Source organism: Stieleria neptunia (assembly GCF_007754155.1).
Lineage (GTDB): Bacteria > Planctomycetota > Planctomycetia > Pirellulales > Pirellulaceae > Stieleria > Stieleria neptunia.
In genome coordinates this window covers 5,966,220-5,981,283 of the sequence record NZ_CP037423.1, presented here as the reverse complement: position 1 = coordinate 5,981,283, position 15,064 = coordinate 5,966,220, and the positions used below count along the sequence as shown (strand labels likewise).

Sequence of the window (15,064 nt, the reverse complement as noted above, 5' to 3'; positions counted from 1 at the left end):
TCCGATCGCGACCCGGCGGATCACTGGTGCGCCATCGTGGTCGATTGTCGACGGTGAGCGGCACAGAAAACGCGACACAGTCCGCCGAGTGGACCTCCAGCCCGATGGCCCCAGAGAGTCGCGTCAACGACTGACCCGATGCAGCTAAATAGACGGCATCAGAATCGTGTTCGGCCGCTGGCGAAAGTGAGTCATTTGGCGGTGTCGAATCGCCTTCGCCAACATGCTGATGGTGGTCGTCATGGGCGTGATCGTGACCGTGCAAATGCACGTGTGGACGCCGACCATGACCGTCCGGCTCAGCCACAACGCTACCCGCGTGCGAATGAGGCAAGCATTGCCCCAACACGAATAAGGGAATCAGCAGGAGTGAAAGGAACCTGGTCATGATTACAGTTTATCAATCAGTCCAGGAATAAGCTATAGCGATCTGACAAGGACCGGCCGGCGGAGTCCTTACGGACTTGCCACCTTCACACGGTTTGTTCCAACACAGTTGCTTTGTGAACGGACGCGTGGATCATGAGTCAGGCTCGTTGGGGACAAGGAACCCCAGGTGATGGCCGGCGTGCATCCACATGAACTGTTTCCAATCCTCGACCGGCAACTCGTTCAGGAACGGATAGTCCTCGATTGGGCCTGCAAACGCCTTCGCACGCTCGATCGTCGCGATACAATCATTGATGATCGCGTCGTCATCGGGGCCAGGTTCCGACTTGGGCTTCAAACGATCCAAGGTCGGTCCGCTGGACATCTTGCGGGTCCGCAACATGCGATTGAAAATCCACTTGATGAGGGTGGCTCGCAAGATCCACGGCAGCCGAAATCCAAAACCGTCCATACCGCCGGTCATGGTTGCGGTGAGGTGTTCGCAGATCTGGGTGAGGTTCCAAGTTTTGGTTTTCGTATAACCGCTTCTACGGAGATTTTGAATCTCCGCGATCACTTCATCGCCGGTGTGAAAGTCGAGCGTTCGTTTTTGCGTGGCTGCCATGGGGGCTTCTCGTAGACTGTCGAACAATATGTACCAACTAAATTTCGACACGAAATCCGGACAGTATACCGAGGTCAATCTTCGCGTCGACAAGGTAGTCGCTCATTCCTGCTGCCGTCCCATGCCCAATTGGAAGCTGACACCCTACCAAGTTCAGTCCGTCGGAATCTTGGTCGGTGACAAGAAACCCGGTCCGTTCGAGATCCTGGTTCACTCGATCGAGGTACAGTGAGATGAGCGAGAAGCAAAAGATGCTCGCCGGTCAACCTTACGATCCCGCTGACAGTGAGCTGACGGCCGATCGCCTGCACGCTCGGAAGCTCCTTCATGTTTTGAACAACGCCGAACCAGGCGATGGCAAACGCTTAAGAAATGTTTGCCGCGAACTGTTCGGCAAAGGCGGTGAAACGGTTTGGCTGGAACCACCGTTTCGCTGCGATTACGGGACCAATATTTATCTTGGCGAGAACGTGTATTTCAACTTCGATTGCGTGATCTTGGACGTTTGCGAAATTCGGATCGGAAGCAATGTGTTTATCGGACCCGGCGTTCACATCTATGCCGCCACGCATCCGCTGGACGCAGAGTTGCGCCGTACGCAGGAGTTTGGCAAGCCGGTCACGATCGGAAACGATGTCTGGGTCGGAGGCAAGGCGATCGTCTGCCCCGGCGTGACGATCGGAGATCGCAGCGTGATCGGTGCCGGCAGCGTGGTGACGAAGCACGTGCCAGTCGGAGTGGTTGCGGCTGGCAATCCTTGCCAAGTGATTCGTAAACTTGAATAACGAAGATGGTATCCGTTCTTATCGAGCTCGTTTTGCGACGCTTTCCCGCAGGCGATTCCAGGCCGGCTTGGCCTTGCCGTCGTGACTTCGCAGCCCGAGCGTTCCGAGGTACTCTGCGAACGCCGCGAGCGACATCACCACGATTCGATTGAGTTGACGCAGCATCATGTTCATCCGACCTATTCTCTCGCCACTAGAGCGAGATTGCAACTGCCGGCGTCGTTGGCGTTGGTGGCGGCTTCGCGTGCCGCAGGGACGGCCGACAATCTAGCGGCTGAAGCCACGCGCTGCGGCCACGATGAACAAGATTGCATTGTATTGCGGTCCGCAGTACAATGGCGACAAAGCAGTTTTGGCCAATCTTGGAGCATTTTTCGGATGCAAAAAACAAGTTCACTGATGGTTCGTCTGGACGAGCAGTCCAAAGCGATGCTCACCGCCGCAGCCGAACTTCGCCGAATTAGCGTTAGCGATTACGTTCGCAGTGTGGTCGTGGGGCAGGCCGAGCGAGAATTGGCGGCGGCAAAGTCACACACGATTGCCATGACGCCTGATGAACAGTTGCAGTTCTGGAATGCGCTTTCGAAACCTCCCAAACTAACCAAGGCTCAGAAAGATCTCGGAGCGATGATGCGGGGCGACGTGTGAGCGGTGTCCGTTATCCCGACGGTTGGCGAGTCGAATTGCTTCGCAAATCGCACGACCGTCGAGGTTTCAGTTCTGGACAAGAGCAAGTCGACAGATGGCTGAAAAAGTCAGCGTTTCAGAGCCAAAAGAAGCACCTCAGCTCAACCAAGCTTTTGCTTGATGGCGAGAACCACCTCGTCGGCTACTACTCGCTAGCGACTTCGCAAGTCGACTTTTCTGATCTTCCCACCGATGTGGCCAAGTCGCTACCTCAGCGACAGTTGCCCGTTGCTGTTCTGGCTTGGCTGGGAATCGCCAGTTCGTTTCAAGGCCGAGGTATCGGAAAGCGTTTACTCGCAACTGCTTTGAAGGATTGCTTCGACGCATCGGAAACCTTCGCGTTCATCGCTGTCATTCTCGACTGCGTCGACGAACCGTCCAAAGCGTTCTACCAGCACTTCGACTTCGCCGAGTTGCCAGGGTACCCGATGCGACTCTCTTTGCCGTTCAAACTGCTGGAGCGAATGGTGAACGAGTAGCCATTCCGATAGACAAGTCAACGCGGGACACCTGACATTCGATTGCATCCTGCATGCGATTGCGATCGCCCCGTGCTAAGATTCCTCTGCTGACCTAGCCATCAAGGCGGTAGCAAAGACTGTCTCGACGCCGACACTTGCCATCGGATATCCGTCATCATCTCTCCTTGGCTGGATGTGATCGTCGGATATTGGGTGCTTGACTGTTGCGAGTCTCGCAGTGACTCGCCGACGTGATTGAAAGATTTCTGACAGAATGTGTCTCCGGCTGTGTTGATTCCTGCAGGAGACAAATTTCTTGAGCGAATTTCCAGAAACACGCGATAGCCTGCTGGTTCAGGTCCAAGATCCCGCCAATCGGGACGCATGGGAGATGTTCGCTCGGATTTACCGCCCCGTGATTGTCCGGATCGCTCGGGCTCGGGGGCTGCAGCACGCAGACGCGCAGGATTTGTCGCAGCAAGTTCTGATGGCGGTTGCCAGTGCGATCGGCGATTGGGAAAAGCGTGACGACTCGACGCGGTTTCGGCATTGGCTGAGCCGAGTGACGAAGAACGCGATTCTCAACGCTCTGATGCGGCGGCCCAGAGATCAGGCTGTGGGTGGCTCCTCCGTCGACGAACTCTTGCGTGAGGCTGTCGATCGTGATGGGGCTACGACGGAATTGATTGAAACCGAGTTGCGTCGCGAACTTTATCTGCGAGCAGCTGAAATGGTGAAAGTGGAATTTCGTCCCGATTCCTGGCAGGCGTTTGAATTGTCGGTCGCCGGTGATCTGACGATTGAACAAATTGCCGCCGAGCTTGGCAAAAGCGTCGGAGCGATCTACACCGCGCGCAGTCGTATCATGTTTCGACTGCGTGAAGTCATCTCTGAACTTGGAGAACAAGACCCATGACACAGACCCAGCAACATTGCAGCCCCCCCGACCATCTGCTTACTTTCCTGCGAGGACAACTGAGTCCCCAGGAGGAGTCCGAACTGCAACTGCATCTGAATGATTGCGTCTTGTGTCGTGAGCGACTCGACGACGCAGCGGCGGACGCGGATGCGTGGAAAGAAGCTCGGCAGTTCTATGGAAGCGGAGCCTTGCATGGATCATCTGATGAATCCACCTACGGCCACGAAGAGGCAGCTCAGGGGTCACAGCGAATCCGACAAGTGCTCGATACGCTCACGCCGACCGATGACTGATGTCGTGATCGAAACGACTAGAATCGCAACGTCGACTGGATGTAGGTGAATTCGCCGTCGTTGCCGTTCGCTCCGTTGGCAGCGATGCCGGCAGGGCCGCCTTGGATGACGGGGCTGTCGAAGTAGTCGCCCGCCCAGAGGTAGCTGTACCCGACCAACAAGTGGGCTCGTGGCGAGATGCTCCAACGCAGCTGCAAATCCAACTCGTGGCCAATCTCGTTGCCCGCGGACCCGGTGGGATCATGAAATGCTGCGGCCGTGCCGTTGGTGTACAACGCGTCCCGGCGGTTGGCGAGCCAGAAGTTATGGAAATGGATGCGACATTCCAGGTCGTTGCGGACCGCGAGCGAGGTCTGAAGACTCAAGTCTTGAATGTTCTGACGCCCGGTCAAATCGGCAAGTCCCAAGTAGTAGTGGCCACGTGGTTCGAGCTGGTAGAACGTTCCGTGAACACCGTCGTTTAGATCGTTGTCGCCCGACGCCCAGTCGTAATAGAGCCAAGTGGTCGGCTTCAGCGGTAGCCTTTCACACGTGTGGCCCAATCCGACCGTTGCAAAACCGGCCGATTGACGGGAAGTCGAAAATTTCCCGAACTGGTAGCCGCCTTCCGCTTCGAACCGCAGGTCGCCTTCGCGGCGCAAAACACGCCCGCCGATCGTGTGGACATCAAAGCCACCTGGCACACCGGCGAAGGTTTGCACTCGATCGTCATCTTCGGTCATACCAAAGTAGAAAACGTCGTATCGCACCGTGTCGGTTTTCGTTGTACCAAAGACCCCATAGAATTGTCGGCTTTGGTCAGGGTTGTCGAAGTTGTGATCATCGGGCCGATGCTGTCTCGGATCGATCGGCCGCACCCAGAACGCATCGACACGCGCCGCATCCGACTGCCACCAGGTGCGTACCCCGTCGTGCGTTAGCGGCGTGTTCCGCCACGGACGACTTGCGAGCAGTCTCTGCGAACCGTAGTGCATTTCTTGGCGTCCGAACCGCAGCCACCATGCTTGATCCCCGCCATCGGTCAACAGCAATGCATCCACAGCAAGCATTTGCAGATCGAAACGGTTGACTTCGCTGGCGCGGGGCGACAGGTTTTCGCCGTCACTGGTCGCATCGATCGCTTGCCCGAAGACACGCAGGTTGTCTCCCAGATGGATGTCTGCGAACAAGAACATCTGCGACAGCACAAATTCGTCACTGCGACCGGTCAATCGGGGACCGCCGCGCAGATTGTTCTCGTTGTGATACCGAGAACGGAATCGGCCGCCTAAGTCGATGGTGATGTCGCTGCTGGGGCGCAGTCGTTTCAGTCGCTCCCCCAGGAAAGCTCCCTGGTACGCTGGATCGTCTAGGTAGCGAAAGTCGTTGTCGATAAAGCTTTGCTTGTAGGCGGATCTGGCGACCTCCGCATCGTCGGCACAGGTGTGCGACGCCGCAAAGGGTGAGATGGCGATCGCGAACAACAAGACTTTGAGTCGGGAAAATCGTTTGACGTTCATACTGGCAAAGATCGGAGAACGCCCCGTCTTGACGACAAGGAAAACACGACATTCGGGGGCCATGTCCAACCGCTCGGCAAGGTGGGTCAACTACAATCGGAGTAATCAAAATCATTTAACAGTGCGATTTCTCTCGGGAGACACCACTATGCGTATCGTCCATCAGCTGCTGATTGCAACGATTCTGCCGACGATTTTGATTTGGCTGGTGGGGATCTACGCGACCAGTGTCAGCGAAACCAGTTTGCGCCAGGCCATCGAAACCAATTCGGTGAACCGCGCTCAAGAAGTGATCGACGAGGTGGACTGGATCATCCAAACGCGCGCGACGACGTGGCAAGCGTATCTGCAAACCGACCTGGTGCGTGAGTCATTACGGACATCGAACGAAGAGATGATGGAAGTGGACGACCCCGCGGGATTGGTGCAGCAACGTGATCGGCAGTGGCGATCGACGCCGGCGGACGAGTTCAACCCGTTGATGCAGCAGGTCATGAACAATGATCTGGCCCGCGACTTCGATATTTGGCTGCGGCAACTCGAAAAAACGGCGGGACACGCTGTTTTCGGCGAGGTTTTTCTGACCAACCGATATGGTGCGAACGTCGCCCAAACCAATCGCACCTCGGACTACCGCCAAGACGACGAATCATGGTGGCAACAGGCGGTTGAAAATGGACTGCATCTTGAGGATGTCAGTTTCGACGAGAGCGCCGGGATTTTCTCGGTCGACATTTGCCTCAAGGCGGTCGACGAGGACGGCGAATTCCTGGGCGTCATGAAAGCCGTTTTGAACATTCAAGAGTTGATTGAAATCGTCGACAAGTACAAACGCAACAGCCAAACCGACGGCTATCTGTTGCTCTTCGATCGAGAGCGCAACGTGATCCACGAAGCCGGTGAGCATTCGACAGGGCTGAGAGACGGCAGTGCGTACTTTCGCGACGTCGAGTTCGATCAGAACCGGAACGCATTTGTTGCAAATCTAACCGATGTTCGCGATGGGGAAGCGTTACTGGGCGCGTTCGCATTTTCCCGCGGACACGGTGATTTTGCCGGGATGGGCTGGATCGTTCTGGAGGCAAGAAATACTTCGACGGTTTTTGCTCCGATCAAACGACTCCGCAACCAGATCGTCTTGTTGGCGCTGGCCGCAACGCTGCTGGTCGTCCTCGCCGGATGGCTGATCGCGCGTTCGGTGACCCGTCCCATCGACGAGTTGCTCGAAGGTGCCTATCGCATCGGACAAGGCGAACTCGAAATCCGAATTCCTGTTGCCGGCCAGAATGAAGTCGCCAAATTGGGTGCGGGATTCAACCAGATGGCTGCAAATTTGCAATCAATGGTGGACGACCTGAAAAACAAAGAGGAAAAGCTGACCGAGCAAAACGAGCGATTGGAATCACAACGTTTGACCCTCGCATCACAAGAAGAAATGCTGAATGCACAACGCGAGCGGGACACGCTTTTTGAGGCGATCGCGGATGCGGTCAGGCGACTCAACTCCACCAGCGATGACATTCTATCGACCACGTCGAAACAGGCTCGCGGTTCGCACGACCAGGCCGCCGCAGTGTCTCAAGCCGCCAGCACGATGAACGAGATCTCCAGCATTGCCCATGACACTGCAGGACGTGCCAACGGGATGGTCGACGAAGCGAAGCATGTCGAAGCAACTGCCGAAACAGGCCGTGAAGCGATGGAGAAATCGATCGCAGCTTTAGAGTCGGTCAGGAGGCAAGTCGAAGAAACAGCAACCCACGTGATTTCGTTAGCCGATCGAGCTCAAGCGATTGGCGAAATCACCGCGACGGTCGATGACATCGCCGAACAAACCAACGTCCTGGCACTCAACGCCGCCGTCGAAGCCGCGCGAACGGGAGAACACGGCAAGGGATTCGTCGTCGTGGCTGCCGAAATCAAACGTCTGGCTCAGCAATCGATGCAATCGACACGCCAGGTGCGCGATATTTTATCGGAAATCCTCGATGCGATCCGCAAAGCCGTCGAATCGTCGGAGCAAGAAACAGAGGTCGTTGCCGAAGCTTCCCAAGTCGCTCAGCAAACCGGGAACCTTGTGCAAGCGTTGTTGGAGACGATCTCCGCGTCTGCGTCGACCGCAAAAACGATCGCTTCGGCAGCAACAAGGCAGGCTACCGGTACGGTCCAACTCGATCAAACGATGCAGCACATGGAACAAATGACGTCCGACCACGCAACGGCCTTGCAAGAGATCGAACAATCGGCAATGAATTTAACCAAGTTGAGTACCGAACTGGCAGAACTCACGTCTGAATCCGCCGGCGGGCGATCATCGACCGTGGGCAAAGTGTGGCCTTCGCCAAGGTTGGGCGAAGCAGCGCACGGGAGATAAGTGGGATAGGCTTCCAGCCTGTCTGCCACGCGAAAGGTCAACCAAGATCGTTGTTTGGCACTCGCCGCATGGGATAGTTCGTCAAATGCACCCCACGGCATTCAACCGATTGTTCACGCATGACGTTGAATCCCATCCGTTCGAAGAAGGGCTTGGCGGTGAGACTGGCGTCGGTCGTGATCTCATCGATCCCGTTCGCGGCAGCGTCGTCGAGAAGCGTTTCGACGAGACGTCGCGCGATGCCGCGGCCCTGATGGTCGGCGGAGACGAACAAGCGGTCGAGATGTCCGCCGCGGGTCATGTCGGTAAAGCCGACGACGCGGTCCCCTTCGACCACGACGTACGCAAAGCGATCATCAAAACGGGCGCGCCAAGCCTCCTGATCGATCGTCGCCGGCGCCCACGCATCGAGTTGCTGTTGCGTGTAGTCGCGAGCATTGATGCGGTGAACGCAATCGCGAAACAGGGACAAACACGCCCCTGCATCTTCCGGTCGAAACGGTCTCAGCTGTAGCGGTGCGGCTGGATTCATTCACTTGTGCCAACAGGAAACGGTGCCGATTCATGGGTTGATATCGCTGGACGCATCGGCGTCCGAATCGCCTCGCGGCGACTCGTCGATCACCGATCCCTGCCACATCGGAACGTGCTGGCGATAGGCGGCTCGTCCAATCATGTGAGCGGCCACCGGCGTGGTCACAAACAGGAAGCCGATGATCAGAATCGCGACCGTCGTCGTTTCCATGTTGCCCAACCCCACCGCAGCCGACAGCACCGTGCAACCGACCCCCAGCGTCGCGCTCTTGGTCGCACCGTGCATCCGCGTGTACAGATCGGGCATTCGGACGACCGCGATCGCGGCCAGCAAGGCAAAGCTGGTGCCGGTGATCAGTAGCACGGCGGTGAGAAGATCACTCATTTTTCAGGTCCCCGTTGAAGATACCAGCAGAAACCGATCGTCCCAATGAAGTTGAACAACGCAGCCACCATCGCGACGCGCAGAAAAATGGCGTCCCCCGTCTCGATCGCGCTCACGGCAATCAACCCGACAAGCAAGGTTGCGACAAGGTCGAGCGCAACCACGCGGTCGGGAAAGGTAGGGCCGAGAACCACACGCAGAAACGCCAACCCCACCGCGATCACGAAAAGCACCATGGAAACACGGGCCGTCAGCACCACCCATGTCGTCGCTGCGATCAGTGGCGTGATCGCGGTCCAATCCGTTTGAAAAAGATTCGCCATCATCGAAGCAACTCCAGTAGTCGCCGCTCGAATCCGTCTTTGATGCTATGGCGAACGCTTTCGGGGCTGTCGACGAACATCGCGTGCACGTACAACGTGCGGCGGTCTTCCGACACGTCCAGACTGAGCGTACCGGGCGTCAACGTGATCAGGTTGGCCAGCAACGTGATCTCTTGATCCGTCTTCGCGTCGAGCGGCACGGCAACGATTCCGGGACGCATGTACAAATGAGGCGTGATGACGTCGTAGGCGACGCGGAGATTCGACAACACCAGTTGCCACAGAAAAAATCCGGCAAACCGAATCGCGATGGGCAGTCGTTGAAAATAGCGACTCGACGCCAACAAGGGTTGGGCGCACCACAGCACGCCATAACCGAGCATGAAGCCAACCACCAGACTGAGCAGAGAGATTTGGCCGCTGGCCAGCGCCCAGACGAGTGCCAAGAGAATGTTGAAGACGAAGTGGGTCATGGGTGGGTCTCGTCACGCAGGAATGCAGGATCTTGATAATCGGGCAATACCGCTTCGATGTACGCACCGGAATCGAGCAGCTGTTCTGCCGTTGCGTAGGACATCGTCATCACCGGCCCCGCCAGCAATCCGATCCCCACTGTGACCGTCACCAACAACACGATCGGCCCCAAGAGAGCAAGGCGACGAAGCGGCGAAAGGCTGTTGACGGAGACAATCGGCACATCAACGTTCGGCGCCGGCTTCCAAAATGCCTCGGCCCAAATCTTGGTCATCGAGAACAGCGTCAGCAAGCTCACCACCAGAGCCGCTGCAACGATGGCGTAGCTTTCTGTTTCCAGACCGCCGCGAATCAGCGTCAGTTTAGCAAAGAATCCGGACAGCGGCGGGATCCCGGCCAGCGACATCGCCGACAGGAAGAACAGGATTGCCAGCACGGGCATCGAGTGTTGCAACCCGCCGATTTCGGCAAGCCGGCCGCTACCGAAACGGCGTTCCACCACTCCGCCGATCAGAAACAGATTCGTTTTCACGACGATGTGGTGAATGATGTAGAACACCGAACCGGCAAGGGCCAGCGGTGTGAACAAAGCCAGCCCCATCAACATGTAGCCGATCTGACTGACGATATGGAACGATAAGATTCGGCGAATTTCGGTTTGCGCCATCGCGCCCAAAACCCCCGTCACCATGGTCAGCCCCGCGATCAGCAACAGCAGGTTGTGAGTGAACTCCAAATCGGTGACGAACAACAACGTGAACGCTCGAATCAGCGAATACACACCGACCTTCGTCAGCAGCCCGGCGAAGATCGCGGACACGGCGACCGGCGGCGTGTGGTACGACGCGGGCAGCCAAAAGAACAAGGGAAAAACGGCCGCCTTGGTTCCGAACGCAATCACAAACAGCATCGCCAACACCGAGACGATCCCTTCGTCCGGAAAGCTACGCAGTTTCACCGCGAGGTCCGCCATGTTTAGCGTTCCGGTCGCAGCATAGATCACTCCGATCGCCGCCAGAAAGGCCGCCGACGAAACCAGATTCAATGCGACGTACTTGATCGCCCCTTCCAATTGTCCTCGCTCACCGCCGAGCGTCAGCAATACGAAAGACGCAATCAGCATCACTTCAAACCACACGTACAGATTGAACAAGTCCCCTGTAAGAAACGCCCCGCAAACGCCCATCAGCAGCAATTGGATCAGTGGAAAAAAGCCGTAGTCGACACGGCGGTCGTCAATCGTTGCCAGCGAGTACACCGACACCGCAAACATGACCAGTGCGGCCAGCATCACCATGATCGAACTCAGTCGATCGGCCACCAGTGTAATCCCGAACGGAGCCGGCCAGCTTCCGACTTGCAACACGAGAATGCCATCACGGTCCACCAGCCACATCAGCGCAGCGGCGGACAACAGCAGCAGTGCCGATCCGGCGACACCGATGACTTCCTGCGCGGCAAAAGAATTCCAAGCCAGCAGTGAGATCGCCATGGTGGCAAGTGGCAACGCGATCGGAAGGATGACGGCAACCTGTTCCATCATGTGTCCGTCGCCTTCAACTGGTCCAGATCGTCCGTTCCTAAGGTCTGGTGGGTGCGGTAGATCAGGACGAGCGCGAACGCCAACACCGCGAAGCTGATCACGATGGCTGTCAGAATCAGTGCTTGTGGCAGGGGATCGGCAATCTCCGCCAAGGGTTGCGATTGACCGTCCGACACCACCGGCACACGACCGCGAACGAGCCCGCCCGCCGTGAAGATCAGCAGGTTGGCGGCGTGGCTGAGCAGCCCCAGCCCGATCAGCAGCTTGACGACGCTGCGGCGTAACATCATGTAGATGCCCGCCGCATACAATCCGCCGACGGTAACGGCCAACGCGATGTCCATAACGCCTATTCTTCCAGAAGTGAAAACACAAAAACGAGTGAGACCCCCGTCACCACACAGTAGACGCCCAGATCGAACAACAACGGCGTTCCAAGATGAATCTCCCCGAGTCCCTTCGTCGCAACCTTCATCCACAGCCCCGTCAGAAACGGACGACCGAACAACAACGGAGCGACTCCGCAACTGAGCGACAGCAGCAGCCCCGAACCGATCAGCACACGCGGCGACACACGCAGCACCCGGCGGGCCGCGGCGACATGGTGCGCCATCGCGTAGAGCGCAATGGCGCCGCTGGCCACCAAACCACCAACGAACCCGCCTCCCGGTTCGTTGTGTCCGCGCAGGAACAGAAACACCGATGACAGCAGCAGCAACGGAAACAGAAAACGAATCGCAGTCTTCAAAATCACGGAATCCATCGTCACATGCCCTCCGATCTGCGAGCCGCCGCCGGCAACGAATCCATCGCCGCATCGTCCGAGGAGTCAGTTCGTTTGGGTGCACGCAGTTTCAAAAGCGAATAAACGCCGATCGCTGCGATCGACAGCACCGTGATCTCGCCGAGCGTGTCCAACGCCCGGAAATCCACCAGAATCACATTCACCAGATTTCGACCATGGGCATCCGCAACGCTGTGGGCGGAGTAGTAGTCAGAGATGGGATGGTCGGAGCGAACCGTCATCGCGAATAACAACAAGGCCGTGATCGTGCCGCCCGCCACGACAGCGATCACTGCGTCCCTGACGCGTGTCTGGACGGACGAGAGACGACGGAAATCAGGCAGCCGGCAAAACGCCAGGACGAACAGGACGACCGTCAACGTTTCGATCACGAACTGAGTCATGGCCAAGTCCGGGGCGCCAAAGAGCACAAAGATGCCGGCGACGGAATAGCCGACCACTCCCATCGCTCCGACCGCCAGCAGCCACGTCCTTGCTCGAACCGCCACAACCGATGCCAACAAAATCAACCCGGTTAAGAGGATTTCATGGACGCGAAAATCAAGAGAAACAGGCTTGAGATGTGACAGCAACTCGCTCCCCAACGCCATCCAGACGCTGAAGACCGTCAGTCCAACCATCGTCAGCAGGTAGAACCGCAAGTAGCCGTTTTGCAAAATCGCCGTCAGCCCGCGGGCAAAATCATTGACGGCCGTCAACAGGCGGTGATACATCTGGGCAGGGCCGAACTGCGTCAAGACATCGAGCCCAATGAACCATCGTTCCAACCGGTGGCGTTGCCAATACATCGTCATCCCGCCGGCCAACGTCAGCAGCGACAACCCCAGCGTGACGTTCACCCCGTGCCATAACGCCAATTTCACCGGAACCGCGTGACCGACAACCCAGTGGCTCGCGGCGGACAGCAATTCGCTGATTCCTGTCGGCATCAAACCCAGCACGAAACCGGTGACACCGAGCATCATCGGTGGCCCCCACATCGCCGGACCGCTTTCATGTGCCGCCAGCGTCGCCTCGGTTCCTCGGCCAAAGAATGGCTTCAGGCAAACGAGTCCGACCGCGACGACCAGACAAACATTCGAGAGCACCGACGCGGTCAAAAACGAGACGCCCGCCCAACCGCCGACCGCTTCGTACCAGGTTTCCTTTGCGATAAATCCGAACGTGGGCAGCATTCCCGACATCGAAAGACCGGCTAAACAAGCCGCCGCGAACGTGACGGGCATCGCCGACCGCAGGCCGCCGAGCTTGCGAATGTCGCGCTGATGAACCGCATGGTCGACGGCTCCAGCCACCATGAACAACCCGCCCTTGTACAGCGCGTGGGCCACCAACACCGCTAACGCAGCCGACATCGTGGCTTCGGTTCCGATGCCCAACAGCATCGTCAGCGATCCGAGCACACTGATGGTCGCGTAGGCGAGGATCTGTTTTAGGTCCGCCGCCCGCAGCGCCAGCCATGCGCCCAGAAGCATCGTGATCGTGCCGACCGGGGCGATCATCCAAAACCACTCCGTCGTCCCGCCCAAGATCGGTTGCAACCGAGCGATCAAATACACCCCCGCTTTGACCATCGTGGCCGAATGCAGGTAGGCGCTGATCGGCGTCGGGGCCGCCATCGCATTGGGAAGCCAAAAATGGAACGGGAACTGCGCCGATTTCGTAAACGCTCCCGCCAAAATCAGCACCAACATGGGAACATAGAACGGGTGCTGACGAATGGCTTCCGCATTGTCCAGCAGCGAAGAGAGCTCGAACGAACCGCCCGCCAATCCGAGCAACAGCAACCCCGGCAACAACGCCAATCCCCCGCCCCCGGTCACCAACAACGCCTGCAACGCGGACGCTCGTGATTCGGGTTTGTCAGAATTAAATCCGATCAACAGATACGACGTGATGCTGGTCAATTCCCAGAAGATGAACAGCGTCAGCAGGTTGTCAGCCAGCACCAGTCCCAACATTGCCGCCATGAACAACAGCAGCAACATCCACAGCCGCCCCAGTCGTTCATCGCCGTTCAGGTAACCTGCCGCATAAATCAGAATCAACGCGCCAATGCCGGTGATCAGCAGCCCGAACAGCAGGCTCAGTCCGTCCAGCCGCAGCGACACCGTCAGATTCAATGCCGGCACCCAGTCGACCGACGCCGACACCTCTTGCATGTCAACGACCGATGGCCACAAGTTCAGCATGGAGGCGACCACCCCGACCGGGATCAATGCCAGCCCCCAGCCACCGCGCGAACCGAAGACGCGATTGACCACCGGCGCGACTGCCGCGGCAATCAGAATGGCCGACACCCAAAGAAACGGCAGTGTTCCCGATTGAAACATCATTGACCGGGGCCCTCGAAAGGGCAGCTAATTTTCCAGTGTGAATCCGACACGTGTTTCGACATCAAACCAAGGAACAGATAGACGTTCGACGGACGTTCCTGTCCGTCGCCGAAGTATCACGCTGAATCGAGATGCCTGATCTACGATCGTCTCCAGAGCGCATCCAGATGGAGGGCAATCGTGGCCGATCGAAGCACAGGCCGGGTAGCATCGGCCAACCTATTGTTTTCGGGATCCACGAGCACGGTCTCGAAAGGGGATTGCATTGGTTCGGTCCGCATGATTCGGAGTCTAACAGAATGCGGCGATCGCTGTCGGAGCGGTTCGAAGAAAACGCCGGGCGATTATTGAAGATCTATTAAGACAGCGATCCAGATAGCCGCCGCAAAATTCACCAAAACTTCCACCAAGGCTTTGCTGCGACTTCCGGCAGATTCAGCGTTTCGAACCAGTGTTGGACCTCGGCATCGGTTAATTCCGCAGTGACCGTCACGTCAGGCGGCGAGGCCTGCAGGAATGGGCCAAAAAAACCACCTCCCCATTGACGCGACTGGATCATCATCGGCCACAACAGGAGGACCTGTTGTCCATGACCGCCTCGCCATCGTTTGCCATTTGTTGCAACAATGCGGGCGAACGGGAGAGATGAGCA

The 15,064-nt window shown here is 57.5% G+C and carries 19 protein-coding genes; 7 read left to right on the top strand and 12 right to left on the bottom strand.

All coding sequences use genetic code 11. The features are described from left to right. Window positions 1–520: 520 nt before the first annotated feature. The gene (locus tag Enr13x_RS20865; RefSeq protein ID WP_145388847.1) at window positions 521–994 is read right to left on the bottom strand and encodes a DUF1569 domain-containing protein; all 474 of its coding nucleotides are present in this window, start codon (window positions 992–994) and stop codon (window positions 521–523) included. On the opposite strand from Enr13x_RS20865, the gene Enr13x_RS20860 reads away from it, so the two are divergent. Together Enr13x_RS20860 and Enr13x_RS20855 are read left to right on the top strand one after the other, a co-directional pair. Then, the gene (locus Enr13x_RS20860; protein ID WP_145388846.1) at window positions 993–1,226 is read left to right on the top strand and encodes a CIA30 family protein; all 234 of its coding nucleotides are present in this window, start codon (window positions 993–995) and stop codon (window positions 1,224–1,226) included. The genes Enr13x_RS20865 and Enr13x_RS20860 overlap by 2 nt on opposite strands. A 1-nt stretch (window position 1,227) precedes the next feature. Then, window positions 1,228–1,779, top strand: a complete 552-nt coding sequence (locus tag Enr13x_RS20855; RefSeq protein ID WP_145388845.1) for a sugar O-acetyltransferase — start codon at window positions 1,228–1,230, stop codon at window positions 1,777–1,779. A gap of 18 nt (window positions 1,780–1,797) precedes the next feature. Here Enr13x_RS20855 and Enr13x_RS38135 read toward each other — a convergent pair whose 3' ends face one another. Beyond that, window positions 1,798–1,953, bottom strand: a complete 156-nt coding sequence (locus tag Enr13x_RS38135) for a hypothetical protein (RefSeq protein ID WP_197455254.1) — start codon at window positions 1,951–1,953, stop codon at window positions 1,798–1,800. A gap of 204 nt (window positions 1,954–2,157) precedes the next feature. Here Enr13x_RS38135 and Enr13x_RS20850 point away from each other — a divergent pair, with 204 nt between their 5' ends. The 4 genes from Enr13x_RS20850 (at window position 2,158) to Enr13x_RS20835 (ending at window position 4,139) form a co-directional block, all read left to right on the top strand. After that, on the top strand, window positions 2,158–2,427 hold the full coding sequence (locus tag Enr13x_RS20850) for a type II toxin -antitoxin system TacA 1-like antitoxin (protein WP_231743672.1): 270 nt from the start codon (window positions 2,158–2,160) through the stop codon (window positions 2,425–2,427). After that, window positions 2,424–2,945, top strand: coding sequence for a GNAT family N-acetyltransferase (locus Enr13x_RS20845; protein WP_145388844.1), 522 nt, complete (start codon window positions 2,424–2,426; stop codon window positions 2,943–2,945). The genes Enr13x_RS20850 and Enr13x_RS20845 overlap by 4 nt, the downstream gene beginning before the upstream one ends. A gap of 298 nt (window positions 2,946–3,243) precedes the next feature. Beyond that, window positions 3,244–3,843: an RNA polymerase sigma factor gene (locus tag Enr13x_RS20840; RefSeq protein ID WP_145388843.1), complete on the top strand. Its 600-nt coding sequence runs from the start codon at window positions 3,244–3,246 to the stop codon at window positions 3,841–3,843. Then, entirely contained in the window at window positions 3,840–4,139 is a 300-nt protein-coding gene (locus Enr13x_RS20835) for an anti-sigma factor (protein WP_145388842.1), read from the top strand. The genes Enr13x_RS20840 and Enr13x_RS20835 overlap by 4 nt, the downstream gene beginning before the upstream one ends. A gap of 17 nt (window positions 4,140–4,156) precedes the next feature. On the opposite strand, the gene Enr13x_RS20830 is transcribed toward Enr13x_RS20835, so the two are convergent. Next, on the bottom strand, window positions 4,157–5,728 hold the full coding sequence (locus Enr13x_RS20830; RefSeq protein WP_197455253.1) for an alginate export family protein: 1,572 nt from the start codon (window positions 5,726–5,728) through the stop codon (window positions 4,157–4,159). A gap of 58 nt (window positions 5,729–5,786) precedes the next feature. On the opposite strand from Enr13x_RS20830, the gene Enr13x_RS20825 reads away from it, so the two are divergent. Next, the gene (locus tag Enr13x_RS20825; protein WP_197455252.1) at window positions 5,787–8,012 is read left to right on the top strand and encodes a methyl-accepting chemotaxis protein; all 2,226 of its coding nucleotides are present in this window, start codon (window positions 5,787–5,789) and stop codon (window positions 8,010–8,012) included. Between the two features lie 37 nt (window positions 8,013–8,049). On the opposite strand, the gene Enr13x_RS20820 is transcribed toward Enr13x_RS20825, so the two are convergent. The 9 genes from Enr13x_RS20820 to Enr13x_RS38130 all read right to left on the bottom strand — a co-directional run bounded on the left by Enr13x_RS20820 (window position 8,050) and on the right by Enr13x_RS38130 (window position 14,974). Then, the gene (locus Enr13x_RS20820) at window positions 8,050–8,544 is read right to left on the bottom strand and encodes a GNAT family N-acetyltransferase (RefSeq protein ID WP_145388839.1); all 495 of its coding nucleotides are present in this window, start codon (window positions 8,542–8,544) and stop codon (window positions 8,050–8,052) included. Window positions 8,545–8,574: 30 nt separating this feature from the next. After that, on the bottom strand, window positions 8,575–8,931 hold the full coding sequence (gene mnhG, locus Enr13x_RS20815; protein ID WP_145388838.1) for a monovalent cation/H(+) antiporter subunit G: 357 nt from the start codon (window positions 8,929–8,931) through the stop codon (window positions 8,575–8,577). Further along, on the bottom strand, window positions 8,928–9,257 hold the full coding sequence (locus Enr13x_RS20810) for a monovalent cation/H+ antiporter complex subunit F (RefSeq protein WP_197455251.1): 330 nt from the start codon (window positions 9,255–9,257) through the stop codon (window positions 8,928–8,930). Before Enr13x_RS20810 ends, mnhG begins: the two co-directional genes overlap by 4 nt. Then, window positions 9,254–9,727 carry a Na+/H+ antiporter subunit E gene (locus Enr13x_RS20805; protein WP_145388837.1) on the bottom strand — a complete coding sequence of 158 codons (474 nt, stop codon included), beginning with the start codon at window positions 9,725–9,727 and terminating at the stop codon, window positions 9,254–9,256. The genes Enr13x_RS20810 and Enr13x_RS20805 overlap by 4 nt, the downstream gene beginning before the upstream one ends. After that, the gene (locus tag Enr13x_RS20800; RefSeq protein ID WP_145388836.1) at window positions 9,724–11,271 is read right to left on the bottom strand and encodes a Na+/H+ antiporter subunit D; all 1,548 of its coding nucleotides are present in this window, start codon (window positions 11,269–11,271) and stop codon (window positions 9,724–9,726) included. Before Enr13x_RS20800 ends, Enr13x_RS20805 begins: the two co-directional genes overlap by 4 nt. After that, on the bottom strand, window positions 11,268–11,615 hold the full coding sequence (locus Enr13x_RS20795) for a Na+/H+ antiporter subunit C (RefSeq protein ID WP_145388835.1): 348 nt from the start codon (window positions 11,613–11,615) through the stop codon (window positions 11,268–11,270). Before Enr13x_RS20795 ends, Enr13x_RS20800 begins: the two co-directional genes overlap by 4 nt. A gap of 5 nt (window positions 11,616–11,620) precedes the next feature. Further along, complete coding sequence (locus Enr13x_RS20790; protein WP_145388834.1) at window positions 11,621–12,034, bottom strand: Na+/H+ antiporter subunit B; 414 nt, start codon at window positions 12,032–12,034, stop codon at window positions 11,621–11,623. A 2-nt stretch (window positions 12,035–12,036) separates the two neighbouring features. Next, window positions 12,037–14,412, bottom strand: coding sequence for a putative monovalent cation/H+ antiporter subunit A (locus Enr13x_RS20785; RefSeq protein ID WP_197455250.1), 2,376 nt, complete (start codon window positions 14,410–14,412; stop codon window positions 12,037–12,039). Window positions 14,413–14,803: 391 nt separating this feature from the next. Next, window positions 14,804–14,974 carry a hypothetical protein gene (locus Enr13x_RS38130; RefSeq protein WP_197455249.1) on the bottom strand — a complete coding sequence of 57 codons (171 nt, stop codon included), beginning with the start codon at window positions 14,972–14,974 and terminating at the stop codon, window positions 14,804–14,806. Window positions 14,975–15,064: the final 90 nt, after the last annotated feature.